Raw genomic sequence first — 23,501 nt, 5'->3', positions numbered from 1 at the left:
GCACCGACTCGCGCGCACCCTCGGGCCTCCCGGGGGTGCGCGCCTGCGTGGCGTCAGGCCGCCCCGACCACGTCCCGGGTCTGCCGGGCGATCTCCCGCTCCTCGTCGGTCCGGATGACACAGACGCTCACCTCGGCGCCCTCGGGCGAGATCAACCGGTCGCCCGCGCCGTCGTTGCGGGCGTCGTCCACGGTGATGCCGAGCCGGTCCAGACCGGCCAGGACGGCAGCCCGGACGGGCGCGGAGTTCTCGCCGACCCCGGCGGTGAAGGCGATCGCGTCGACGCGGCCGAGCAGCGCGTAGTACGCCCCGACGTACTCGGTGATCCGCCGGCAGTACACGTCGAAGGCCAGCGCCGCCGCCCGGTCACCGGCCGCCCGACGTTCGAGCACCTCGCGCATGTCGTTGGCGCCGGTCAGCCCCAACAGGCCGCTGCGGTGGTTGAGCAGGTCGTCGATGTCGTCCACCGACAGCCCACCCTCCCGGCGCAGGTGGAAGATCACGGTCGGGTCCACGTCGCCGCTGCGGGTGCCCATCACCAGCCCCTGCAACGGGGACATGCCCATCGAGGTGGCGACGCTGCGACCGTGTGCCACCGCGCACGCGCTGGCCCCGTTGCCCAGGTGCAGGGTGATCGTGTTGACCTGCTCGTACGGGCGGCCCAGCAGCTCGGCGGTGCGCCGGGACACGTACGCGTGTGAGGTGCCGTGGAAGCCGTACCTGCGGATGTCGTACCGCTCGGCGGTGCCCCGGTCGATCGCGTACGTCGCGGCGGCCTCCGGCAGGGTGTGGTGGAACGCGGTGTCGAAGACGGCGACCTGCGGGACGTCCGGCAGTGCCGCGCGGGCCACCTCGATGCCGGCCAGGTTGGCCGGGTTGTGCAGCGGGGCGAGCGGCACCAGATCCTTGATCGCGGCCAGCACCTCGTCGTCGACGAGCACCGGTGCGGCGAACCTCCGGCCGCCGTGCACCACCCGGTGCCCCACCGCGGTCAGCCCGGTCAGGTCCAGACCGTCCAGGATCTGCCGGACCGCACCGGCGTGGTCCGCCGGGCCGCCACCGGGCTCACCGACCCGCTCGACGGTGCCGTGGTCGAGCACCCGGTCTCCGTCGTAGTGGCGCCACTTCACCGACGACGACCCGCAGTTGAGCACCAGCACCCGACTCACGAGGGCTCCTCAGTTGCCGCCTGGATGGCGGTGATCGCCACCGTGTTGACGATGTCCGGCACTCCCGCGCCGCGGGACAGGTCGTTCACCGGCCGGCGCAGGCCCTGCATGACCGGGCCGACGGCGACCGCCCCGGCGGAGCGCTGCACCGCCTTGTACGTGTTGTTGCCCGTGTTCAGGTCCGGAAAGATGAAGACGGTGGCCTGACCGGCGACCGGGCTGCCGGGCAGCTTCGTGGCCGCCACCGCGGGGTCGATCGCCGCGTCGTACTGGATCGGCCCCTCCACCAACAGGTCGGGCCGGCGCTCCCGGACCAGGGCGGTGGCCATGGCGACCTTCTCCACGTCCGCGCCCGCGCCGGAGCTGCCGGTGGAGTACGACAGCATGGCCACCCGGGGTTCGATGCCGAACCGGGCGGCGGTCTCGGCCGACGAGATCGCGATGTCGGCGAGCTGGGGGGCGTCCGGGTCGCGGTTGACCGCGCAGTCGCCGTAGACCAGCACCCGGTCGGCGAGCAGCATGAAGAAGACGCTGGACGCCACCGACACGTTCGGCACGGTACGGATGACCTCGAACGCCGGTCGGATCGTCGCGGCGGTGGTGTGCGTCGCGCCGGAGACCATGCCGTCGGCCCGTCCGGTCGCCACCATCAGCGTGCCGAAGTAGTTGGGCTGGGCCACGATGTCGTACGCCAACTCGGCACTGACGCCCCGGTGGGCGCGCAGCCGCGCGTACTCGGCGGCGAAGTCGTCGCGCCACCCGCTGGTGACCGGGTCGACGACGCTCGCGTCACCGAGGTCGATGCCCAGCTCGCGGGTGCGTCGGGTGATGTCGTCCGGCCGGCCGAGCAGGGTCAGCTCGGCGACGCCCCGGCGCAGCAGGATCTCGGCCGCGCGCAGGATCCGCTCGTCGGCGCCCTCCGGCAGCACCAGGTGCCGCGGCTTCGACCGGGCCCGGTCGATCAGCTCGTTCTCGAACATCAGCGGGGTCACCCGCGTCGACCGGCTGACCCGCAGCCGGCGGGCCAGGTCGTCGGTGTCCACGCAGCGCTCGAACGCCCCCAGTGCCGCCTCCACCTTGCGCGGGTTCGCCGTGCTGGGCCGGCCCTCGATCCGACTGGACGCGGCCACGGTGTCGTAGCTGTCGAGACGCACGGAGAGCACCGCCAGCCCGGTGTTCAGGCCCTCCACCAGCCGCATGACCCGGGGGTCGGGCTGTTCGCCCAGGGTGAGCACCAGCCCGGCCACCGACACCTGCCCGGCCACGTGCGCGGCACTCGCGGCCACCAGCAGGTCGGCCCGGTCTCCGGGGGTGATCACCAGGGCGCCCTCGGTGAGGTGGCCCAGCAGCGTCGGCACATGCGCCGCGCCGACCACGAAGTCCAGGACGTCCCGACCGAGCGCCGCGTCGTCCCCGGCCAGCAGGGTGGCGCCGAGCGCCGTCGCCACCTCGGCCACCGTCGGCGCCGACACGCTCGGCACCTCCGGGATGGCGTACGCGGGGACCGGCAGGTCGGGCAGCGTCATCGGCTCGGTGACCCGGTTGGCGATCACCGCGAGCACCGTCGCGCCCAGGTCGGCCAGATCGTGGTACGCCCCGCGCACGGCCGCCGCCACCGCCGACGGCTCCTGCCCGAAGCCGTCCACCACCGGCACCACCACGCTGCCGAACTCGGTGGCCAGCCGGGCGTTGAAGGCCAACTCACGGGGGTGGGCCGGGTCGCCCGGGTCGTCGAAGTCGCTGCCCACCACGACCACCGCCGGGCACTGCCGCTCCACCGCCCGGTACCGCTCGACGACCGTGGAGATCAGCTCCTCGCGCCGGCCGTCGGCGACGAGCGCCGCGGCCTGGGAGTAGCTCGCCCCGGCCAGCTCGGCGATCGGCAGTTCGACCCGGTACCGCTCGCTGAGCAGGGCGAGGATCGGGTCCGGACCGGAGTCGGAGACCAGCGGCCGGAACACGCCGATCCGCCCCACCTGACGGGACAACAACTCCGCCAGCCCGAGGGCAACCGTCGACTTCCCCCCACCAGACCCCACGCTGGTCAGATACACACTGCGAGCCACGCCCCCACCCTAGAAGATCGCGCCCCCCAAAACCCCGCCCCCACCCACCCGGCCCCGCCCGCCCCCGCCCCGCCCGCCCCGGTGACCATGAGGACGGACGGGGTTAGGCGTCGTCGTCGTCTGGGTCGTCCAGGCGGGCCAGGTAGGTGGCCAGGCGTTCGATGGGGGTTTCGAAGTCGGGGTTGAGGTCGACGAAGTCGCGTAGGCGTTCACCCAGCCACTCCAGGGTCACCTGCTCTTCGCCCCGGCGCTCGACGAGCTCCTCGATGCCACGGTCGGTGAAGTACATGGGTACGTCCTCGTGCTCGGCCCGGGTCGGCCCGGGCGGGTTCGGATGGTGGGTGCGTGGGCGGTCGACCGGCCACCAGGCGGGCCGGCGCGGGGTGGACCGGGCGGGACCGACGCGAGCCGGGGCAGGACCGCTGTGAAACGGCCCTGCCCCGGCTCGCGTGGTGCGGTCAGGTCACGGGCGGGGGAGAGCCGCCTCGATCAGCGCGTTCTGCTCGACCTCGTGGGTCTTGGCCGAGCCGACCGCCGGAGCGGCCGCGGCCGGGCGGGAGATCCGCCGCAGCCGGACGTCCGTGAGGTGCTCCAGCAGGTTGAGCGCGACGAACGACCAGGCGCCCTGGTTGGCCGGCTCCTCCTGCACCCAGGCGAAGTCCTCCGCGTTCGGGAACTGCCCGAGGGCGGCCCGGATCTCCTCCACCGGCAGCGGGTACAGCTGCTCGATGCGGAGGATCGCGGTGTCGGTGACGCCGCGCTCCTGCCGGGCCTGGAACAGGTCGTAGTAGACCTTGCCGGAGCAGAGCAGCACCCGCTTCACCGCCTCCGGTGCCGGGGCGGCCGGGTCGCGCAGCACCGGCTGGAAGGTGCCGGTGGTGAAGTCCTCCACCGAGGAGACGCAGAGCTTGTGCCGCAGCAGCGACTTCGGTGTGAACACCACGAGCGGCTTGCGCTTGGGCGACAGGGCCTGGCGGCGCAGCAGGTGGAAGTAGTTCGCCGGGGTCGTCGGGATGGACACCCGCATGTTGTCCTCGGCGCACATCTGCAGGAACCGCTCCGGCCGGCCGGAGGTGTGGTCCGGGCCCTGGCCCTCGTGGCCGTGCGGCAGCAGCAGGGTGATGGCGGAGCGTTGGCCCCACTTGACCTCGCCGGAGGAGATGAACTCGTCGATCACCGACTGGGCGCCGTTGACGAAGTCGCCGAACTGGGCTTCCCAGGCGACGAGGGCGTTGATGTTCTCCACCGAGTAGCCGTACTCGAAGCCCATCGCGGCGTACTCGCTGAGCAGCGAGTCGTGCACGAAGAACCGGGAGCGTTCGCCGTCGCCGGTGAGCGACTTCAGCGGCAGGTAGTCGTCGCCGGTGCGGGAGTCGACCACCGAGGCGTGCCGCTGGACGAACGTGCCGCGCCGCGAATCCTGCCCGGCCAGCCGGACGGTGACCCCGTCGTGCAGCAGCGCCCCGAGCGCGATGATCTCGCCGAAGCCCCAGTCGATGTTGCCCTCGGTGGACATCTTGGCCCGCCGGTCCAGCAGTTGCTGGATCCGCTTGTGCGGGGTGAAGCCCTCCGGGAGGTTGATGTGCGCCTCGCCGATGGCCTTGACCACCGACGCGTCGGTGGCGGTGTCGACCTGCGGCTCCGGCTCCTCCTCGCGACGCGGCCGGTTGAGCTGCCGTGGTGCCGAGGCGGCGTCCCGGGTGGCCTTGAAGACCTTCTCCAGCTGCGCCTGGTAGTCGCGCAGCAGCTCCTCCGCGTCCTCCACGGTGATGTCGCCGCGACCGATCAGCTCCTCGGTGTAGAGCTTGCGCACCGAGCGCTTCGAGTCAATGATCTTGTACATCTGGGGGTTGGACATCGACGGGTCGTCGCCCTCGTTGTGCCCGCGCCGGCGGTAGCAGACCATGTCGATCACGACGTCCTTGTTGAACGTCTGCCGGTACTCGAAGGCCAGCCGGGCCACCCGGACCACGGCCTCCGGGTCGTCGCCGTTCACGTGGAAGATCGGCGCCTGGATCATCCGGGCCACGTCGGTGCTGTAGAGGCTGGACCGGCTGTACTCCGGGGCGGTGGTGAAGCCGACCTGGTTGTTGACCACCACGTGCACGGTGCCGCCGGTGCGGTAGCCGCGCAACTGCGACAGGTTGAGCGTCTCGGCGACCACGCCCTGCCCGGCGAACGCGGCGTCACCGTGCACCGCCAGCGGCAGCACGGTGTAGCCCTCCAGCTTGAGGTCGATCCGGTCCTGCTTGGCCCGGACGATGCCCTCCAGCACCGGGTCGACGGCCTCCAGGTGCGACGGGTTGGCCACCACCGACACCTTGACCGCGTGCTCGCCGTCGGGGGTGGTGAACTTGCCGTTCTGGCCGAGGTGGTATTTCACGTCGCCGGAGCCCTGCGTCGAGCGTGGGTCCAGGTGACCCTCGAACTCCGAGAAGATCTTCTCGTACGGCTTGCCGACGATGTTGGCCAGCACGTTGAGCCGACCCCGGTGCGCCATGCCGATGACGACCTCGTCCAGGCCGTTCTCGGCGGACGACTCCAGCACCTCACCGAGCAGCGGGATCAGCGACTCGCCGCCCTCCAGCGAGAAGCGCTTCTGGCCCACGTACTTGGTCTGCAGGAAGGTCTCGAACGCCTCGGCGGCGTTGAGCCGGTTGAGCACGTGCTTCTGCTCGTCGGCGGACGGCTTCTCGTACTTGCGCTCGATCCGTTCCTGGATCCAGCGCCGCTCCTCCGGGTCCTGGATGTGCATGTACTCGATGCCGACCCGGCGGCAGTAGGAGTCACGCAGCACGCCCAGGATCGAGCGCAGCTTCATCCGCTGTCGGCCGGCGAAGCCGTTGACCGGGAACTCGCGGTCCAGGTCCCAGAGGGTGAGCCCGTGCTGGAGGACGTCCAGGTCGGGGTGCTTGCGGATCTTGAATTCCAGCGGGTCGGTGTCGGCCATCAGGTGGCCGCGCACCCGGTACGCGTGGATCAGCTCGTGCACCCGGGCGGTCTTGTTGATCTGACCCTCGGAGTTGACCGCCACGTCGCGCATCCACCGCACCGGCTCGTACGGGATGCGCAGCGAGGTGAAGATCTGGTCGTAGAAGCCGTGCTCGCCGAGGATCAGCTCGTGCATCACCTTGAGGAACTCGCCGGACTGCGCGCCCTGGATGATCCGGTGGTCGTACGTGCTGGTCAGCGTGATGATCTTGCTGACGGCCAGCTCGGCCAGGGTGGCCTCGGACATGCCCTGGTAGGGAGCCGGGTATTCCATCGCTCCCACGCCGATGATCGCGCTCTGCCCCTGCATCAGGCGCGGCATCGAGTGCACGGTGCCGATGCCGCCCGGGTTGGTCAGCGAGATCGTGGTGCCGGAGTAGTCCTCCATGGTCAGCTCATTGCGCCGCGCCCGCCGGACCACGTCCTCGTACGCCTGCCAGAACTGCCGGAAGTCCATCTGCTCGCAACCCTTGATGGAGGGGACCACCAGGTTGCGGGTGCCGTCCGGCTTGGCCAGGTCGATCGCGATGCCGAGGTTGACGTGCGCCGGGCGGACCATCGCCGGCTTGCCGTTGGCCTCGGCGAAGGAGTTGTTCATCTCGGGGTGCTGGACCACCGCCCGGACCAGCGCGTACCCGACCAGGTGGGTGAAGCTGACCTTGCCACCGCGCCCCCGGGCGAGGTGGTTGTTGATCACGATGCGGTTGTCGACGAGCAGCTTGGCCGGGACCGCGCGCACGCTTGTCGCGGTGGGCACGCTCAGCGAGGCGTCCATGTTCTGGACGATCTTCGCCGCGACACCCCGCAACGGCGTGGTCTGCGGGCCGTCGGCGCTCGGCGCGGCGGCCGGCTTGGCCGGGGCGGCCTTCGCCGGGGCGGCCTTGGGCGCGGCCGGCGCGGCGGGCTTGGTCGGTGCCGACTGCGTGGCGGCGGGCTTGGCCGGTGCCGGCTGCGCGGCGGACGGCTTGCTCGCGGTCGCCGGCGGTGTGGCGCTCGGCTGGCTGACCGTGGCGGCTGCCTCCGGCTGCCCGTCCGGCTCGGGAGCGGCGGCCGGCTTCTCCGACGACTCGGCCCCGCCTGGCGTGGCCGCGCCGGGCGCCGGCCGGTAGTCGGCGAAGAAGTCGTGCCAGGCCGAATCGACGCTCGATGGGTCGGCGAGGTACCGCTGGTACATCTCCTCGACGATCCACTCATTCGGGCCGAAACCCGCCAGTGGGTTCTCCTGCGAAGTCTGCTGGGTCGACACGGCCGGTAATCGCCTCTTTCACGCGGGTTTGTGTGGCACGCGGTGTGTCCCTCGTGCCCGATTAGGAGCACGGACTGGACGGCTCCCAGGCTACGCCGTACCGATCCCGCAGGCATTTCAGCCTCGGTCCCGTGGCCGGTTTCACAGAAGATGCCAGAAGTTCAGCAACCGCTGCGCGGCTGGTGAGGGACTGGTAACGCATGGTCGCCCGCGAGGGCGGGGCACCGACCCCGGAGCGGCAGGCCGGTCGCCGCCGTCCCGGGGTCGGATTCGCCGTCAGGCGATGTCGCGCCGTCGGGTGATCAGGACTCCGACGATCCCGGTGACCAGCGCGTAGCCGACCAGCACCAGGGCACCGACCCACCAGGACGGGGTGAACTCGGAGGTGCCCTCCGTGATCATGACCTGGGACGCCACCGCGGGCCAGACCACCTGCCACTTGAGCACCGCCTGGTTGTCGAGCAGGTTCGACAGGAGCAGGAACAGCAGACCCACCACCTGCGTACCGATCAGGTAGAGCACCGCCGCCGTGATCACCGCTCCGAGCTGGTTGGTGATCAGCGTGCCGATGCCCACCCCGAGGATCGTCCAGATGGCGTAGGCGAGCAGGTTGAACAGCAGTGCCCGCTGCACCGGCCACTCACCGAGCTGGGTGCCGTAGTCGTTCAGGGACAGGAAGATCGAGCCGGCGGCCAGGTCGATGAGCGTGGTCGCCAACCAGAACATGAAGCCGAGCAGGCTGGCGGCGACGAGCTTGCCGACGATGACCGACGTACGCCGGGGAGTCGTCAGGAACGTCGTGGTCGCGGTCTGGTGGAAGAACTCGTTGGTGACCATCAGGATGCCGATGAGCATCACGAACATCAGCCCGAGGTACTGGCCCGAGGTGTAGAGGTTCGCCGCCTGCGCCGGTGCGGTCGCCTGCTCGGCGCTGACGCCGATGTTGTCGGCGTCGCCACCGAGCGCCGTGACGAGCAGCCACGCGTTGATCGCGAACGCCAGGGCGATCGAGAGGAACGCGCCGAGGGCCAGCCACCACCAGGTGCTGGTGGTACGGATCTTGAGCAGTTCGGCTCGGACCAGGTTCATCGGATGCCCGCCTTTCCGGCCGTCAGCTCCAGGAAGACCCGTTCCAGGTCGGGTCGTTCGGTGGTCAGTTCGTGCAGCTCGACACCGGCGGCCAGGGCGGCCCGGCCGATCGTCGGGGCGTCCACCCCGGCGACCAGCAGCACGCCCTGCTCGTCGGTGTCGACGGTCGCCGACTGCGCCTTCAGGGCCGTGACCAGCGCCTCGGCCTGCGGCGTGCGCACCCGCACCCGGGCGCTCTGCGCCATCGAGCCGAGGACCTGCTCGACCGGTCCCTGCCGGACCAACTGACCGGCCGCGATGATCACCACGTCGTCGGCGAGCAACTGCATCTCCGAGAGCAGGTGGCTGGAGACCAGCACGGTGCGGCCCTCGACGGCCAGGTTCTTGAGGAACCCGCGCATCCACCGGATGCCCTCCGGGTCGAGCCCGTTGGCGGGCTCGTCGAGGATCAGCACGCGGGGGTCGCCGAGCATCGCGGCGGCGATGCCGAGCCGCTGCTTCATGCCCAGCGAGTAGCCCTTGAACTTGCGCTTCGCCGCCGGGGTCAACCCGACCAGGGCCAGCGCCTCGTCGGCCCGCTGCCGGGGCAGCCCGGCTGCCGCGCAGATGACCCGCAGGTGGTTGATGCCGGTGCGGCCCTTGTGCGCGCTGGAGGCTTCCAGCACCGCGCCGACGTGCCGCAACGGGTCCGACAGGTCGGTGTACCGGTGGCCGCTGATGGTGGCCGTACCGGCAGTCGGCGTGACCAGGTTCAGCAGCATACGCAGGGTGGTGGTCTTGCCAGCGCCGTTCGGGCCGAGGAAGCCGGTCACCCGCCCCGGTGCCACGGTGAAGGACAGGTTGTTCACCGCCCGCACGTTCTTGTACTGCTTCGTCAGACCGGACACCACGATCTGACCGTCGCTGGTGGGGCTTCGCTGCCCGTCAGTCATCGTTCTCCTCCCGTGTACGGCGTCGAGGTACGCCGTGGCACAGCGTGACGGCCCGGGGCAACAAGGTCAATCAGGCGCGGTCCGTATGTTCGCCTCCGTCGCAGGGCGGAGGCGACTCCACCCTGCGGACGACGGGCCGGGGGCTCAGCGGGCGATCCAGGTCGCCCGGGCCGCGCCGAGCAGCGCACCGTCCGGGCCGTACAGACTGGTGTGCACGAGCGCCTTGCGCCCATCGACGCTGAGTAACGCCCCGGTCACCACGCAGTCGTCGCCCGGGTCCGGCAGCGCCGTGACCACGGCGGCGATCCGACCCAGCAGGTACGGGCGGCCGGGCGCGAGCACCGTCCAGCCGCCGGGGCAGTCCAACGCCGCCCAGACCGTGGCCGCGCCGACCTGCGCGGGCGCCCGGAACGGCGCTGCGGTCCGCCCGTCCGGCAGCCGACCGGGAAAGATCCGCAACCCGTCGGTCCGCTGCGGCCCGCACACATAACAACCCGGAAACGGATGTTCGACCAGGCCGGGATAGCGGGTCGCCGCGGCCACCGCGGTCTCCAGGTCGACCGGGGGTACGACGGCGTCGACCACCCCGGCGGGGCGCACCTCGGCCACCAGCTCGCCGGCCGGGTCCCGGACCTCGTCGCCGACAAGTGTCAACTCGGTCTCCAACGGCGGTGGCCGGCGCAGCGTCACCTCGACCGGGCCGGTGCCGCCCGCCTCGGCGGCGAACACTCCCGCGCTCCAGCCGCCGTTGCCCGAGCCGGCGGGCCCGTTGTAGCGGGACTCGATGCGCATCGTCGACCTCCGAAGGGGGGCGGGCCGGCGCCTTCGCCGGTCGCTCCGGCAGCCTCGCACGCCCACCGCGGGGTGCGGCCAGCGGTCTCGCCTGCCGCCGTTCATCCGATCGACACCGGTGGTCCCCGTGAATGGCAACCCGGGCATTTACACAGATCCCATGGCCGTTCTGCATGCCGCTGGCGCACCCTTGACGACCAGCGGATACACCCTGCTGATCGCCGACGACCCCACCCAGGTCGCGGCCGCGCAACGCCTGCGCCACGAGGTGTTCGCCACCGAACTCGGCGCCACCCTCCTCCCCGGCGCGGCCGGGCTGGACGTGGACCCCTTCGACGCGTACTGCGACCACCTGATCGTCCGCGAGGACAGCACCGGCGAGGTGGTCGGCACGTACCGGCTGCTGCCGCCGGGGCGCACCGACCGGCGGTACGCCGAGGCCGAGTTCGACCTAAGCGCGCTCGATCCGCTCCGTGACGACCTCGTCGAGGCGGGTCGGTCCTGTGTGCACCCGGACCACCGCTCCGGCGCGGTGATCAACCTGATGTGGGCCGGCATCACCCGGTACCTGCACCTGCGGGGCTCCCGGTGGCTCGGCGGCTGCGCCTCGGTGCCGGTGGACGACGGCGGGCGGACGGTCGCCGGCGTGTGGGCCCAGGCGCAGGCCCGGCACCTGTCGCCGCCGCCGCTGCGGGTCCGCCCGCTGCGACCCTGGTTCGCCAACCCGGCCGCGGCCCTCGCCCCGGCCGCGGCCCCTGCCCCGACCGCTGCCGCCTCCGCCGCTGCCCCCTTCGCCGCCGATCCGGCCGGGCGCGTCGCGGTACCGCCGCTGCTGCGTGGCTACCTCCGGCTCGGCGCGTGGATCTGCGGCGAGCCGTCGTACGACCCCGACTTCGGGTGCGCGGACTTCTACGTGCTCTTCTGCCTGGACCGGATGAATCCGCGTTACCTGCGGCACTTCCTCGGCGGGGCGGAGCAGTGACCGCCGTACCGAACGACCTGTGGCGGCCCTCGTCGGGTTGCGGCGACGACTGTCTGCCGGCGGACGGCGAGGTGCCCACGGTGCCGGTGGCCCGTCGGGTGCTCCGGCTGGTCGCCGTGACCGGCATGCTGCTGGCCGGTGTCGGCCTGGTGGTGCTGCTGCCCGTGCTGCCGACCCAGGAACGCCAGGCGGCGGTACGCGGCTGGGCCCGGGCCACCGCGCGTGCCTTCGGCGTCCGGCTGGTGATCCGGGGCCGGCTGCCCCGACGACGGGCGCTGCTGGTCGCCAACCACGTCTCGTGGCTGGACGTCATCGCGGTGCTGGCGGTAGCGCCCACCCGGATGGTCGCGAAGCGGGAGATCCGCTCCTGGCCGGTGGTCGGCCTCCTGGCCGCGGCGGCGGGGACCGTCTTCGTGGACCGCTCCCGGCCGCGGGCGCTGCCGAACATGGTCGGCCGGGTCGCCGACACGCTGCGCGCCGGCCGGTCGGTGGCGGTCTTTCCGGAGGGTACGACCTGGTGTGCCGGTGACGGTGCCGCCGACTGCCGCCCCGGCGGTGGTTTCCGGCCCGCGACGTTCCAGGCGGCCATCGACACGGGCAGCCCGGTGGTGCCGCTGCGGCTCGCCTACCGCTGCGCGGCCACCGGTACGACCACCACGGCCGCCGCCTTCCTCGGTGCGGACACGCTGCTGCGATCGGTGGCCCGGGTGGTCGCGGTGCGGGAACTTGTGGTGTCGGTGACGATCACCGCCGCTCTGCACCCGGCCCGTGCCGCCGACCGGCGGTTGCTGGCCCGGGCCGCCGAGTCGGCCGTACACCTGTTACCCGCGGCGGATGCGGTGACCCGGGCCCGGCTGCGTCCGGTGCCCGCGGCGACCCCGGCCGTCGCTGCGCCCACGGCGACGCCGGTCTTCGGTGGCGGGCTGGATCTGGCGGCCTGAGGGGGAGTGGTGGCCGGCTCGCGGAGGCACACCCGGCCGTCGGACGGATGCCACCAACTCGCGACCTGTCTTGTGCTGTCGCGATGTATCGCGTTACTGTCTGTTCGTCGGGCGCGCGTCGGCGCGCCGTCGAGAGGGAGGGCGCGCCATGGCCGGATGGACTGTCGAGAGCCCGCGACGGCTCACCCTGGACGGGCCGGTCACCCGCCTGGACGTCCGCCTGGTCAGCGGACGGCTCAACGTGGTCGCCGCCGACGGCCCCGCCCGGATCGACGTCACCCAGGTCGGCCGTCGGCCGGTTCTGATCGAGCACTCCGACGGACGGCTCAGCATCCGGCAGGAACGCGGCCGGAGCTGGTCGGACGTCCTGCGGTGGTTCCGCATGATCCACCGCTATCCGAAGGTGGACGTCTCCGTCGCCGTGCCCGCCGACGTCCTCGCCGACCTGGGCCTGGTCGCTGGCTCGCTTGTCGCCTCCGGCCTGCGCCAGCAGACCACGGTCCAGGTCACCGCCGGCCAGATCACCCTCATGGGTCTACGGGGCACCACCAGCGCGCACATCACCTCCGGCCCGGTGGAGGCGCTCGGCGTCCGCGGTGACCTCACCCTGGAGACGGTCTCCGGCGAGGTGATCATCGCCGACAGTGCCGCCGACCGGGTGCGGGCGCAGACCGTCTCCGGCGCCATCACCTGTGACCTGGACAATCCCCGGCGCAGCGAGATCCGGCTGACCACCGTCACGGGCAGCATCACCGTCCGGGTCCGCGAGGACAGCGACCTCGCCGTCGAACTACAGACCGCCGCCGGGCGGATCACCAGCGGCTTTCCGCAGGTACGCACCCCGCCGTTCCCGCCGTCCAGCGGCGCGGGTGTGCTCGGCGCCGGCGACGGTAAGCTCTGGGCTTCCACGACCTCGGGGAGCATCGCCCTGCTCGCCCGAGCTGTCGACCACGACGGGGAGGAGCTGCCGTGACCGCCGTGTTCAGCCACGGGCGGCTCCGGCTCTACCTGCTCAAGTTGCTCGACGACGGCCCCAAGCACGGCTACGAGCTGATCCGCCTGCTGGAGGACCGTTTCCTGGGGCTCTACGCGCCCAGCGCCGGCACCATCTACCCCCGCCTGCAACGGCTCGAGGTCGAGGGCCTGGTCAGCCACACCGCCGCCGGTGGCCGCAAGACGTACGACATCACCGACGCCGGTCGTGCGGAGCTGCGCCAGCGGGCCGGCGAGTTGGCCGCGCTCGAAGCGGACATCACGGCCTCGGTGGCCGACCTCTCCAGCCTGGCCGGTGAGATCCGCAGCGAGGTACGCGGCTCGGTTCGCGACCTCAAGCGGGAGCTGAGCGAGGCCACCCGGCAGACCCGGCGTACCCGGTGGGAGGCGCCCGGCTGGTCGCCCCGGCCAGAGTCGGACGCCGGGCCGAACGCCGAGTTGCTCGACGAGCTGGACCAGCGGTTGGCCGCGTTCACCGCCGAGGTGGGCCGGCTCGTACGCGCCCGGCGGTTCAACGAGACCCAACTGCGCACCGCGATCCGGTTGCTCGACGGCGCCCTGGACGGGCTGCGCCGCCTCCTGCGGTGAGCACGATCGCCGTACGGTCGCGACTCACAGGGTTTTTCCAGGAAGTGTCCAGCGCCGGTGCAGTGAGGTCACCGATGATTGGGCCCATGCCCGCTACCCAGACCGAGGCGCGACTTCTCGTCGTCGAGGACGACCCCAACATCCTCGAACTACTCTCCGCGAGCCTGCGCTTCGCGGGCTTCGACGTGGCCACCGCGACCAGTGGGAGCGCGGCACTCAACGCCGCCAAGGACCACCGGCCCGACCTGGTGGTGCTCGACGTCATGCTGCCGGACCTGGACGGCTTCGAGGTCATCCGCATGCTGCGCGAGGGCGGCACGCGTACCCCGGTGGTCTTCCTGACCGCTCGGGACGCCACCGACGACAAGATCCGTGGGCTGACCCTGGGTGGCGACGACTATGTCACCAAGCCGTTCAGCCTGGAGGAGTTGACCGCCCGGATCCGGGCCGTGCTGCGCCGCACCACGACCGGCGGGCAGGCCCCGTCCCGGCTCACCTTCGCCGACCTGGAGTTGGACGAGGAGACCCACGAGGTGCACCGGGCCGGCCAGCGCGTGCAGCTCTCGCCGACCGAGTTCAAGCTCCTGCGCTACCTGATGCTCAACGCCAACCGGGTGCTGTCCAAGGCGCAGATCCTCGACCACGTCTGGAACTACGACTTCCGTGGTGACGACAACATCGTCGAGTCCTACATCTCCTACCTGCGGCGCAAGGTCGACACCACCCAACCCCGGTTGATCCACACGCTGCGTGGCGTCGGGTACGTCCTGCGCAAGCCGGCGGCGTGAACACGGTCCAGCAGGCGAAGGGACGGCTGCGGGGCGTACCGCTGCGGGTCAAGCTGGTCACGTCGGTGCTGGCGCTCGTCGCCGTCGCGCTGCTGGTGATCAGCTCGCTGACCGCCTACTTCCTGCGCAACTACCTGGAGGGCCAGGTGGACGGGCAGGTCCGCTCCGCCACCCAGGGTCTCGGGCAGGCGCTCCCGGGTCTGCGCAGCGGCGAGATCAGGGCGATGCTGCCCAGCGACTACGTCGTGTCGGTGGCCGACGAGACCCAGGTCTACCGGGCGATCTACGACTACAAGAGTCTCGATCCCGAGCAGTTGCCCACCCTCCCGACGAGCGTGGACGGCTTCGAGGATTCGGAGGGGGAGCCGAAGACCGTCGTCTCGCACGACGGCCGTACCCGGTGGCGGGTCTACTTCGCGGCCCAGCCGGACGGCTCGGTGCTGGCCGTGGGTCAGCCGCTCACCGAGGTCGACCGGGCGGTGAAGCAGCTCGTCTGGATCGACCTGCTGGTCGGCGGGTCGGTGCTGATCCTGCTGGCGTCGGTGGGCGCGGCGATCGTCCGGACCAGCCTCAAGCCCCTGGTGGAGATCGAACGCACCGCCGCCGCCATCGCCGGCGGCGACCTGACCCAGCGGGTGCCCGACCCGGAGCAGGGGCAGGAGCATCCGACCTCGGAGCTGGGCCGGCTCTCCCGTGCGCTGAACGCGATGCTCACCCAGATCGAGGCGGCGTTCACCGCCAGAGCCGCCTCGGAGATGTCCGCCCGCTCGGCGGAGAGCGCCGCCCGGGACGCCGCCTACGCCGCCCAGGCGTCCGAGGTGCGGGCAATCCGCTCGGAGGAGCGGATGCGGCAGTTCGTCGCGGACGCCTCGCACGAGCTGCGGACCCCGCTGACCACCATTCGCGGCTTCGCCGAGCTGTACCGGCAGGGCGCGGCCCAGGAGCCGGAGCAGATTGCCGGCCTGCTGCGCCGCATCGAGGACGAGGCGTCCCGGATGGGGCTGCTAGTGGAGGACCTGCTGCTGCTCGCCCGGCTGGACCGGGAGCGGCCGCTCTCGCTGACTCCGGTGGAGTTGCCGGTGCTCGCCTCCGACGCGGTGCAGGCCGCCCGGGTGATGGCCCCGGATCGTCGGATCGAGTTGGAGATCGAGCCCGGGTCGGGTCCGCTCGTCGTCTCCGCTGACGACGCTCGGTTGCGTCAGGTGATCGGCAACCTGGTCACCAACGCGCTGACCCACACCCCGCCGGACGCCGAGATCCGCGTGCGGTTGCGGGCCGAGCCGGGGAGCCGCGCCGTCGTGGAGGTGGCCGACACCGGTCCCGGCCTCTCGTCGGAGCAGGCCGAACGGGTCTTCGAGCGGTTCTACCGGGCCGACGCGGCGCGTACGCGGCGGGCCGACGGCAACACCGGCACCGGCCTTGGCCTGGCCATCGTGGCGGCGCTTGTCGCCGCGCACCACGGCTCGGTCGAGGTGGCCGAGACACCCGGTGGTGGAGCCACCTTCCGGGTCCGGCTGCCGCTGTCGCCACAGTCGGAGGAAGCGGGCGAGTGACTTTCAGCCAACTTCCAGGACGGTTCCAGGTTGATTGCAGTGCCCAGGGAGAAGGTAGAGGCATGACCGAGTACGAGTCCGACCCGCAGCGCCGGCCGGCCCCCACCGACGCCGAGCCGTCGCACCCCACCGCCGAGCTGCCGCGCGACGAGCGCGCGCAGTCCGACTCCCCGACCACTCCCATTTCGGTTGTCTCGACCACCGGTGACGCGCACTCCACCGGTGACCCGGCGACCACCCGTGACACGGAGACCACCGCGGTCACGCCGACCGTCGCCGGTACCGAAGCCGCACCCGCCGCCTACGCCGGGCAGCCGGCCAGCACGCCGCCGGCGACCGGGTACGAGCCGCCGGCCGCCACGCCCACCGCGCAGCCCACCGGGTACGAGCCGCCCACCGCCACGCCCTCCGCGCCGCCGTACCCGGTCTCCGGCTACCCGGCCCCAGGCCAGCCCGGCTATCCGCAGCCGAATGCCGGCCGGTACCCCGGTGCTCCCTGGTACGCGGGCCAGCAGTCCGGCTGGGCCGGCGGGGGACAGCCGGGCATGGCGTACCCGCCGCACCAGCAGCACGGCCAGCACACTCAGCACCCCGGGCAGCACGCTCAGCACCCCGGGCAGCACCCGCAACACCCCGGGCAGCACCCGCAACACCCCGGCCAGCCGATTCCGCCGTGGGGCCCGCAGGTCGCGCCGCCCGCCAGCGGCCCCCGGCCCGGCCGGATCGCCAAGTTCGCCGGCGCCGGCGTCGCGGTGTTCGCGCTGATGCTCGGCTCCGGCGTCGCCGGTGGGGCCCTCGCCCTCGCCCTCGACGGTGACAGCGGCGGCGTCACCCGCACCTACACGGCGGCACCGGTGCTCAACAGCGCCGACCTGCCGAAGATCGCCGCGTCCGTGCAGGACAGCGTCGTCTCCATCACCACCGGCAGCGGCGAGGGCTCCGGGGTGGTGCTCACCAACGACGGCTACGTGCTGACCAACAACCACGTGGTCGCCTCCGCCGGCGGTGACACCGTCCAGGTGGTCTTCGCCGACGGCACGAAGGCGCCGGCGAAGATCATTGGCACCGACCCGAAGACCGACCTGGCCGTGATCAAGGCCAACGGGGTCACCGACCTCAAGCCGGCCAAGTTCGGCGACAGCGACGCCATGCAGGTCGGCGACCAGGTGCTCGCCCTGGGCAGCCCGCTCGGCCTGCAGGGTTCGGTGACCTCGGGCATCCTCAGCGCCCGGGACCGCACCATCCGGGCCGGCGACGGCCAGCAGCAGGACCCGAGCCAGCAGAGCCAGCCGGTCAGCTCGATCTCCGGTCTGCTCCAGACCGACGCGCCGATCAACCCGGGCAACTCCGGCGGTGCGCTTGTCAACACCCGGGGTGAGGTGATCGGCGTCAACACCGCCATCGCCACCTCCGGGCAGAGCACCGGCAACATCGGCGTCGGATTCGCCATCCCCAGCAACAAGGCCAAGGACGTCGCGGGCAAGCTGCAGCGCGGCGAGAAGGTCAGCCACCCCTCCCTCGGGGTGGGCGTCAACCAGGCCGAGGGTGGCGGCGCGCTCGTCGCCTCGGTCACCCCGGGCAGCCCGGCCGAGAAGGCCGGCCTCCAGCGTGGCGACGTCGTCACCAAGTTCGGTGACAAGCCGGTCAACGACTCGGACGACCTGGTCGGCGCGGTGCAGGCCGGCAAGGTCGGCGACCGGGTCGAGGTGCAGTACAAGCGAAACGGCGTCGAGAAGTCGGCAACCGTGACGCTCGCCGAGACGTCCTGACAGATATCCACACCTGCCTCCTCCCTCCGGCGGCGGGTGGCGGGGCCGAGGGGGTCGGCTCCGTCACCCGCCGCTCTTTTCCGCCCGGACGGCGGTTCACCCGGATCGGGTGAACCGCCGTCACCCGTTCACCCGAACGCCTGGACGTCACAGTCGCCAACGGCTGGCTGATGCTGCGCGGTGCTGTCGAGTTCGGCTGGCAACGCCGCGCCGCCGAGGGCGAGGTGCGCCGGCTCGCGACGCGTTGGTCCTCGCTGGGGTGGTCCGGTCCTGGTGGGAACGCGACCAGGTCGAGCGGGTCGCCTGGTGCGCGCCGGGCGTGCGGGTGGTGCACGACCAACTCCTGGTCGGCGGGTGAGCGTCCGCTTGTCCGGTTTACCCGGGACGCCACCGGGAACCCGCCGCCGACCTCACCCGCCGGCCGGCGGGTGACGCCGCACGGGGAGCAACGGGGAGGACTCGTGGCCGTGAACCACCCGACTGCGGGCCGCCCTCCAGGGGGGTCTCTGCGTATCGCGATGGTGGTTCCGCCCTGGTTGTCCGTGCCGCCGCCCGGTTACGGCGGCCTCGAACAGGTCGTCGCCGCACTGGTGGACGAGTTGAGCAGGCACGGGCACGCGGTGACCCTGTTCGGCGCCGGCAGCCACCACGGCACCGCCGCCGACGGCTTCGTCTCGACGGTGCCCGAGGTCCAGTACGAGCGGCTCGGCGAGTCACTGCCCGAGCTGGCCCACCTGGCCCGGGTGAAGCGGCTGATCACGGCGGCCGACTTCGACGTGATCCACGACCACACCACGATCGGCCCGCTGCTCGCCGGTCGCCGGGCCGTACCGACGGTTGCGACAGTGCACGGCAACCCCGTGGGGGAGTACGGCGACGTGCTCAGTGACATCGACGCCGGGGTGGCCCTGGTGGCGATCTCACACGCCCAGCGCCTGCTGAACCCCGGTCTGCCCTGGGCGGGCACTGTGCACAACGCGTTGGACGCCCACGACCTACCGCGCAAGACCGAGCCCGGCCCGGGGCCGGTGCTGTGGCTGGCCCGCTTCAGCCCGGACAAGGGCCCGGACATCGCCATCCAGGCGTGCCGGGAGGCCGGGTTGCCCCTGCTGCTGGCCGGCAAGTGCAACGAGCCGGCCGAGCGCCGGTACTACGAGCAGGTCGTCGAGCCGCTTGTCGACGAGAACGTGACAGTCGTGCTCAACGCCGACCGCGCCGAGACGCTGCGGATGCTCGTCGACGCCCGTTGCCTGATCATGCCGATCCAGTGGGACGAGCCGTTCGGCATGGTGATGCTGGAGGCGATGGCGACCGGGACACCTGTGGTCGCGCTCAACCGGGGCGCGGTGCCGGAGCTGGTCCAGCCCGGGGTGACCGGGCTGGTCTGTGCGCGCCCGGAGGAGCTACCCGCGGCCCTGCGCGCGGCCCAGCGGCTCGACCCGGCCGACTGCACGGCGCACGTGGCCCGGAACTTCTCGGTCGAGCGGATGGCGGACGGCTACGCGGAGATCTACCGGCGCTTCGCCACCAGCGGGTACGACGTGCGCGAGTCGGCCCGGGTCTCGGCCCGCTGACCGGCTCGCTGGCCGGCCTGCCGCGACGCTCGCTGACCGGTCTGCCGCGACGTCGTCGCCCGGTCAGACCCGGGCCATGCCCAGTTCGGCGATGGCGACGTCGAGTTGCCTCGCGTACGCCGGACTGATGCCGCCCTCGCCGAGGCGGACCGCGACCTTCTGGCGCAGCCGGGCCACCGGTGGTGCCAGCTCGTCGCGGCCGGAGCTGACCCGAACGGTCAGGTTGCGGAGTTCGTTGCGCAGGTCGAGGCCGACGTCGTCGCGGATCTCCCCGGCGCTGAGCCCCGCGGAGATCAGCTCGTCGACCCGGTTGGCGGCCTCGACGAGGGTGCCCGGACCCGAGGTGGGTGACGCGGTCGGCGGCCCCGCTGGAGGTGCCGTCGTCGGCGCGGACGGCGCGGTGGTCGCCGGGGTGGGCGCCGGAGTCGTCACCGGGCCTGCCGGGGGCTGCGCTCGCCGCGTGGGCTGCTGGTCGGGCAGCAGGGCCACCCCGATCAGCGCCGCCGCGACCGCCAGGACCACGGGCACGAGCAGCAGCGCCAGCCGCCGTCGCGACCACTTCGACCCGGCCGCCGTCCCTCCGCCCGAGGTCGCGCCGTCCGGGGTCGCTCCGTTCGGGGTCGCGCCGTCCGGGGTCGCTCCGCCTGGGGTCGCTCCGTCCGGGGACCATCCATTCGGGGGTGCTCCGCCCGATGCCCATCCGTGCGGGGTCGCTCCGCCTGGCGCCCATACGTTCGGGGTCCCTTCGGCCGGCGGGACGGTGACCGGCTGCGGTGGCAGGGGCTGGGTGGGCATCCGGACGGTCGTGGGTGACGGGTCGGCCGGTGCCAACTGGTCGCGTAGCGCGGTGGCGACCTGACGGGCGGTCGGCCGGTCGGCCGGGTCGCGGGCGAGGCTACGCAGGCAGATCCGGGCCACCGCCGGGGGCAGCTCCGGCAACTCGGCAAGCGTCGGCGCCGGGCCGTTGGCCAGCGCGGCGCTGAGCTGCTCCCAGGTCTCCGCCGGGTAGGGGACCCGGCCGGTGAGGGCCTCGTGCAGCAGGACGCCGAGCGAGTACACGTCGGTGGACGGCTGGGCCGGCGCGCCGTCGAGTCGTTCCGGTGCGACGTACGCCGGCGTGCCGAAGGTGCCGCCGTCCTCGTCGTCGTCGGGGGTGCCGATTCGGGTGGCGATGCCGAAGTCGAGCACCTTGACCCCCGACCCGGTCATCATCACGTTGGCCGGGGTGATGTCCCGGTGCACGATGCCGAGTCGGTGCGCGGCGGCCAGCGCGTCCGCGACCTGGGCGGCCACCTGGACCGCCTCGACCCACGGCAACGGCCCCTCGGTGAGTCGCAGCTCCAACTCCTCGCCGCTGAGCAGCTCCATCACCACGAACGAGGTGATCGAGCCGTCCGGGGCGACCGTCTCACCGTAGTCGTGCACCGAGGTCACGTGCGGGTGCACCAACTGGGCGGCGGCTCGGGCCTCCTCGCGCACCATGTCCCGGAAGCGGGCGTCGGCGGCCAACGAGGGGGCGAGCACCTTGAGCGCGACGACCCGGTCCAGCACCTCGTCGCGGGCACGCCAGATCACGGACATGCCGCCGGCGCCGATCTGGTCGAGAAGTCGATATCTGCGGGCCAGCAATCGGCCCGCATGCAGTGCTGCCTTCACCGATCGCACCTGCCTCAGGGGTGGGAGCGGTATCAGGCTGCGCGAATGTGTCCTGCCTGTCAACGCCGTTGCCGCCTCCGGTCGACGGACGGTGCCTGGCGTGCGCCGACCGTCCAACGACGGCGGCTGGCCGGTCGGCTGCGGGGCCGTGCCAGGATGAGAGACATGGCGGGGGGACCTGTGGCGTTCGTGCTCGGCGGCGGTGGAGTGCTGGGCGCGGTCGAGGTGGGCATGCTGCGCGCGCTGTTCCGCGCCGGCATCCAGCCCGACATGGTGCTCGGCACCTCGATCGGCGCGGTGAACGGCGCGCTTGTCGCCGCCGACCCGTCGGAGGCGGTGACCGACCGGCTGGTCCGGCTCTGGGCCTCGCCGGAGGCGAGCGAGGTGTACGGCGACTCGGTCGCCCGCCAGTTGCGCCGCTTCGCCGCCCGCACCCACCTGCACTCGCCCCGACCGCTGCGCCGCCTGTTGGAGACCGAGTTGGGGGTGGACACCACCTTCGCCGATCTGCGGGTGCCGTTCCGCTGCTGCGCCGCGCACATCGAGCGGGCCGCCGAGCACTGGTTCGACACCGGTCCGGTGGTGCCGGCGGTGATGGCGTCGGCCTCGGTGCCGGGCCTGCTCCCACCCATGGAGATCAACGGCGCGCACTACGTGGACGGCGGCATCGTCAACTCCATCCCGATCGGCGAGGCGGTGGCCGTCGGCGCCCGCCGGATCTACGTCCTGCAGGTGGGTCGGATCGAACGGGAGCTGACGCCGCCCCGGCGGCCGTGGGAGATCGCGCAGGTCGCGTTCGAGATCTCCCGCCGGCACCGCTTCTTCCGGGAGATGGCCGCGCTGCCCGAGGGGGTGGAGGTGCACGTCCTGCCGACCGGAGGGCTGAACCCGCGAGACGACACCCCGTGGGCGTACCGGGACATGGCGGCGGTGGGACGGCGGATCAGCCGGGCGTACACCGCCTCCCGGCGCTACCTCGCCACCCACCTGGAGCGGTGATGCCGCTGCCTCCCAGGTGGCTTCGCCGGTTGCTGATCGCTCCCGCCGTGGTGGTGCTCGCCTTCGTCGTGGTCACCACGTTGCCGGTCTGGGCGTTCCTCGCCGCAGCCGCGTCGCCGCTGGTCCCGGGTCGGTTGCGTCCGTTGCGGCTGCTCTGGATCGGCTGCGTCTACCTGGTCTGGAACGCCGCCGCGCTGCTCGCGCTCTTCGTGCTCTGGGTCGTCTCCGGCTTCGGCTGGCGGGTCCGGTCCCCGGCCTTCCAGCGTGCCCACTACGTGCTGGCCGGCTGGTTCCTGCGGGTGCTGTTCTGGCAGGCCCGGTGGACCCTGCGGTTGAGCATCGACGTGGTCGGCACCGACCCGGACACGGCGCTGCCCGGCCGGCCCGAGTTGGTGCTCTGCCGGCACGCCGGGCCGGGCGACTCGTTCATCCTGATCCACGGCCTGGTCAACTGGTTCAAGCGGGAGCCACGGATCGTCCTCAAGGACAGCCTCCAGTGGGACCCGGCGATCGACGTGCTGCTCAACCGGCTGCCCAACCGCTTCATCGCGCCGACGCCGGAGCGCGGCGAGGAGACGGTACGCCAGGTCGGGCACCTGGCCACGGGCCTGGACGACAACGACGCGTTCGTCATCTTTCCCGAGGGCGGCAACTTCACCCCCAAACGGCGGCTGCGCGCCATTGCCCGGCTGCGTTCCCTCGGGCTGGAACGGATGGCCCTGCGCGCCGAGCGGATGCGCCACGTGCTCGCCCCGCAGCCCGGCGGGATGCTCGCCGCGCTGGACGCCGCCCCGGACGCGGGGGTCATCTTCGTCGCCCACACCGGCCTGGACCGGATGCTCACCGTCGCCGACGTGTGGCGGGAGTTGCCGATGGACAAGCGGATCGTGATGCGGTTCTGGTCGGTGCCGCCGGAGGACGTGCCGACCGGCCGGCAGCAACGCATCGACTGGCTGTTCGACTGGTGGGCCCAGATCGACACGTGGATCGCGTCTCATCGGGACAATGCCGCGTAGGGTGCGGGCGTGGATCAGATCTGCGTGGTGACGACTGTGGTGGACGCGCGTTCGGTCGCCGACGTGCTGGCGGCCGCGGCCGTTGCGGGCCGGCTCGCCGCCTGTGCACAGGTGGGTGGTCAGGTGGACAGCACCTACTGGTGGCGGTCGGGGGTGGAGACCAGCTCCGAGTGGTCGGTGCAGTTCAAGACCGCACCGGATCGGCTGGCCGCGTTGGTGGACCAGATCCGGGTCAGCCATCCGTACGAGGTGCCGGAGATCCTGGTGTCCAGGGTGGACAGTGGTGACCCCGCGTACGCCACCTGGGTATTCGAGCACACCCGACCCTGAGTACGCGGACTCTGGGCCAGGCCCCGG

At 72.2% G+C, this 23,501-nt stretch carries 19 protein-coding genes and 1 pseudogene; 12 read left to right on the top strand and 8 right to left on the bottom strand.

From position 1 onward, the window contains the following. Positions 1-53: 53 nt before the first annotated feature. The 7 genes from ACGFIQ_RS11505 to ACGFIQ_RS11475 form a co-directional block, all read right to left on the bottom strand. The gene (locus tag ACGFIQ_RS11505; protein ID WP_393242702.1) at positions 54-1,169 is read right to left on the bottom strand and encodes an acetate/propionate family kinase; all 1,116 of its coding nucleotides are present in this window, start codon (positions 1,167-1,169) and stop codon (positions 54-56) included. Continuing rightward, positions 1,166-3,235 (bottom strand): phosphate acetyltransferase, encoded by a 2,070-nt coding sequence (pta, locus tag ACGFIQ_RS11500; RefSeq protein ID WP_393242700.1) that lies wholly within the window; start codon positions 3,233-3,235, stop codon positions 1,166-1,168. The genes ACGFIQ_RS11505 and pta overlap by 4 nt, the downstream gene beginning before the upstream one ends. Before the next feature lie 103 nt (positions 3,236-3,338). After that, complete coding sequence (locus ACGFIQ_RS11495) at positions 3,339-3,524, bottom strand: DUF6104 family protein (protein ID WP_110561692.1); 186 nt, start codon at positions 3,522-3,524, stop codon at positions 3,339-3,341. A 174-nt stretch (positions 3,525-3,698) separates the two neighbouring features. Next, positions 3,699-7,472, bottom strand: coding sequence for a multifunctional oxoglutarate decarboxylase/oxoglutarate dehydrogenase thiamine pyrophosphate-binding subunit/dihydrolipoyllysine-residue succinyltransferase subunit (locus ACGFIQ_RS11490; protein ID WP_393242698.1), 3,774 nt, complete (start codon positions 7,470-7,472; stop codon positions 3,699-3,701). A gap of 276 nt (positions 7,473-7,748) precedes the next feature. Then, entirely contained in the window at positions 7,749-8,561 is an 813-nt protein-coding gene (locus ACGFIQ_RS11485) for an ABC transporter permease (protein ID WP_393242696.1), read from the bottom strand. Continuing rightward, positions 8,558-9,493, bottom strand: coding sequence for an ABC transporter ATP-binding protein (locus ACGFIQ_RS11480; protein WP_393242694.1), 936 nt, complete (start codon positions 9,491-9,493; stop codon positions 8,558-8,560). Before ACGFIQ_RS11480 ends, ACGFIQ_RS11485 begins: the two co-directional genes overlap by 4 nt. Positions 9,494-9,637: 144 nt before the next feature. After that, entirely contained in the window at positions 9,638-10,285 is a 648-nt protein-coding gene (locus ACGFIQ_RS11475) for a hypothetical protein (protein WP_393242692.1), read from the bottom strand. A 160-nt stretch (positions 10,286-10,445) separates the two neighbouring features. Here ACGFIQ_RS11475 and ACGFIQ_RS11470 point away from each other — a divergent pair, with 160 nt between their 5' ends. From ACGFIQ_RS11470 to ACGFIQ_RS11430, 9 genes and pseudogenes are all read left to right on the top strand, one after another. Further along, a complete protein-coding gene (locus ACGFIQ_RS11470) occupies positions 10,446-11,267 on the top strand; it encodes a GNAT family N-acetyltransferase (RefSeq protein WP_393242690.1) in 822 nt (273 codons plus the stop codon). Next, a complete protein-coding gene (locus tag ACGFIQ_RS11465) occupies positions 11,264-12,208 on the top strand; it encodes a lysophospholipid acyltransferase family protein (protein ID WP_393242688.1) in 945 nt (314 codons plus the stop codon). The genes ACGFIQ_RS11470 and ACGFIQ_RS11465 overlap by 4 nt, the downstream gene beginning before the upstream one ends. Positions 12,209-12,356: 148 nt before the next feature. After that, on the top strand, positions 12,357-13,181 hold the full coding sequence (locus tag ACGFIQ_RS11460; RefSeq protein ID WP_393242686.1) for a DUF4097 domain-containing protein: 825 nt from the start codon (positions 12,357-12,359) through the stop codon (positions 13,179-13,181). Beyond that, positions 13,178-13,789 (top strand): helix-turn-helix transcriptional regulator, encoded by a 612-nt coding sequence (locus ACGFIQ_RS11455; protein WP_393242684.1) that lies wholly within the window; start codon positions 13,178-13,180, stop codon positions 13,787-13,789. The genes ACGFIQ_RS11460 and ACGFIQ_RS11455 overlap by 4 nt, the downstream gene beginning before the upstream one ends. An 86-nt stretch (positions 13,790-13,875) precedes the next feature. Beyond that, positions 13,876-14,577 (top strand): response regulator transcription factor, encoded by a 702-nt coding sequence (locus ACGFIQ_RS11450; protein WP_355033347.1) that lies wholly within the window; start codon positions 13,876-13,878, stop codon positions 14,575-14,577. Continuing rightward, entirely contained in the window at positions 14,574-16,130 is a 1,557-nt protein-coding gene (locus tag ACGFIQ_RS11445; RefSeq protein WP_393242681.1) for a sensor histidine kinase, read from the top strand. Before ACGFIQ_RS11450 ends, ACGFIQ_RS11445 begins: the two co-directional genes overlap by 4 nt. A gap of 62 nt (positions 16,131-16,192) precedes the next feature. Beyond that, positions 16,193-17,899, top strand: a complete 1,707-nt coding sequence (locus ACGFIQ_RS11440; RefSeq protein ID WP_393242679.1) for a trypsin-like peptidase domain-containing protein — start codon at positions 16,193-16,195, stop codon at positions 17,897-17,899. Between the two features lie 134 nt (positions 17,900-18,033). After that, positions 18,034-18,257 (top strand): annotated as a pseudogene (locus ACGFIQ_RS11435) (BON domain-containing protein); the annotation flags it as partial. Between the two features lie 160 nt (positions 18,258-18,417). Further along, positions 18,418-19,473 carry a glycosyltransferase family 4 protein gene (locus ACGFIQ_RS11430; RefSeq protein WP_393242677.1) on the top strand — a complete coding sequence of 352 codons (1,056 nt, stop codon included), beginning with the start codon at positions 18,418-18,420 and terminating at the stop codon, positions 19,471-19,473. Positions 19,474-19,536: 63 nt separating this feature from the next. On the opposite strand, the gene ACGFIQ_RS11425 is transcribed toward ACGFIQ_RS11430, so the two are convergent. Beyond that, positions 19,537-21,129 carry a protein kinase gene (locus ACGFIQ_RS11425; protein ID WP_393242675.1) on the bottom strand — a complete coding sequence of 531 codons (1,593 nt, stop codon included), beginning with the start codon at positions 21,127-21,129 and terminating at the stop codon, positions 19,537-19,539. Positions 21,130-21,294: 165 nt separating this feature from the next. Here ACGFIQ_RS11425 and ACGFIQ_RS11420 point away from each other — a divergent pair, with 165 nt between their 5' ends. From ACGFIQ_RS11420 to cutA, 3 genes are read left to right on the top strand one after another with little or no spacing between them, the layout of a single operon-like run. Then, a complete protein-coding gene (locus ACGFIQ_RS11420; RefSeq protein WP_357066752.1) occupies positions 21,295-22,128 on the top strand; it encodes a patatin-like phospholipase family protein in 834 nt (277 codons plus the stop codon). Continuing rightward, on the top strand, positions 22,128-23,144 hold the full coding sequence (locus ACGFIQ_RS11415) for a 1-acyl-sn-glycerol-3-phosphate acyltransferase (RefSeq protein WP_393242673.1): 1,017 nt from the start codon (positions 22,128-22,130) through the stop codon (positions 23,142-23,144). Before ACGFIQ_RS11420 ends, ACGFIQ_RS11415 begins: the two co-directional genes overlap by 1 nt. A 9-nt stretch (positions 23,145-23,153) precedes the next feature. Beyond that, positions 23,154-23,474 carry a divalent-cation tolerance protein CutA gene (gene cutA, locus ACGFIQ_RS11410; protein WP_357066756.1) on the top strand — a complete coding sequence of 107 codons (321 nt, stop codon included), beginning with the start codon at positions 23,154-23,156 and terminating at the stop codon, positions 23,472-23,474. Positions 23,475-23,501 lie beyond the last annotated feature (27 nt).

It is taken from the genome of Micromonospora sp. NPDC048898 (assembly GCF_043198035.1).
In the GTDB taxonomy this organism is placed as follows: domain Bacteria; phylum Actinomycetota; class Actinomycetes; order Mycobacteriales; family Micromonosporaceae; genus Micromonospora.
Note: the sequence above shows the minus strand (reverse complement) of the source record. Positions and strands in the feature narration are given on the sequence as shown.

Coding starts and splice junctions, on each gene's coding strand:
- ACGFIQ_RS11495 (WP_110561692.1), bottom strand. CDS start 3,524: ATGTACTTCACCGACCGTGGCATCGAGGAGCTCGTCGAGCGCCGGGGC.
- ACGFIQ_RS11480 (WP_393242694.1), bottom strand. CDS start 9,493: ATGACTGACGGGCAGCGAAGCCCCACCAGCGACGGTCAGATCGTGGTG.
- ACGFIQ_RS11460 (WP_393242686.1), top strand. CDS start 12,357: ATGGCCGGATGGACTGTCGAGAGCCCGCGACGGCTCACCCTGGACGGG.
- ACGFIQ_RS11450 (WP_355033347.1), top strand. CDS start 13,876: ATGCCCGCTACCCAGACCGAGGCGCGACTTCTCGTCGTCGAGGACGAC.
- ACGFIQ_RS11420 (WP_357066752.1), top strand. CDS start 21,295: ATGGCGGGGGGACCTGTGGCGTTCGTGCTCGGCGGCGGTGGAGTGCTG.
- ACGFIQ_RS11415 (WP_393242673.1), top strand. CDS start 22,128: ATGCCGCTGCCTCCCAGGTGGCTTCGCCGGTTGCTGATCGCTCCCGCC.
- ACGFIQ_RS11430 (WP_393242677.1), top strand. CDS start 18,418: ATGGTGGTTCCGCCCTGGTTGTCCGTGCCGCCGCCCGGTTACGGCGGC.
- ACGFIQ_RS11475 (WP_393242692.1), bottom strand. CDS start 10,285: ATGCGCATCGAGTCCCGCTACAACGGGCCCGCCGGCTCGGGCAACGGC.
- ACGFIQ_RS11485 (WP_393242696.1), bottom strand. CDS start 8,561: ATGAACCTGGTCCGAGCCGAACTGCTCAAGATCCGTACCACCAGCACC.
- ACGFIQ_RS11440 (WP_393242679.1), top strand. CDS start 16,193: ATGACCGAGTACGAGTCCGACCCGCAGCGCCGGCCGGCCCCCACCGAC.
- ACGFIQ_RS11470 (WP_393242690.1), top strand. CDS start 10,446: ATGGCCGTTCTGCATGCCGCTGGCGCACCCTTGACGACCAGCGGATAC.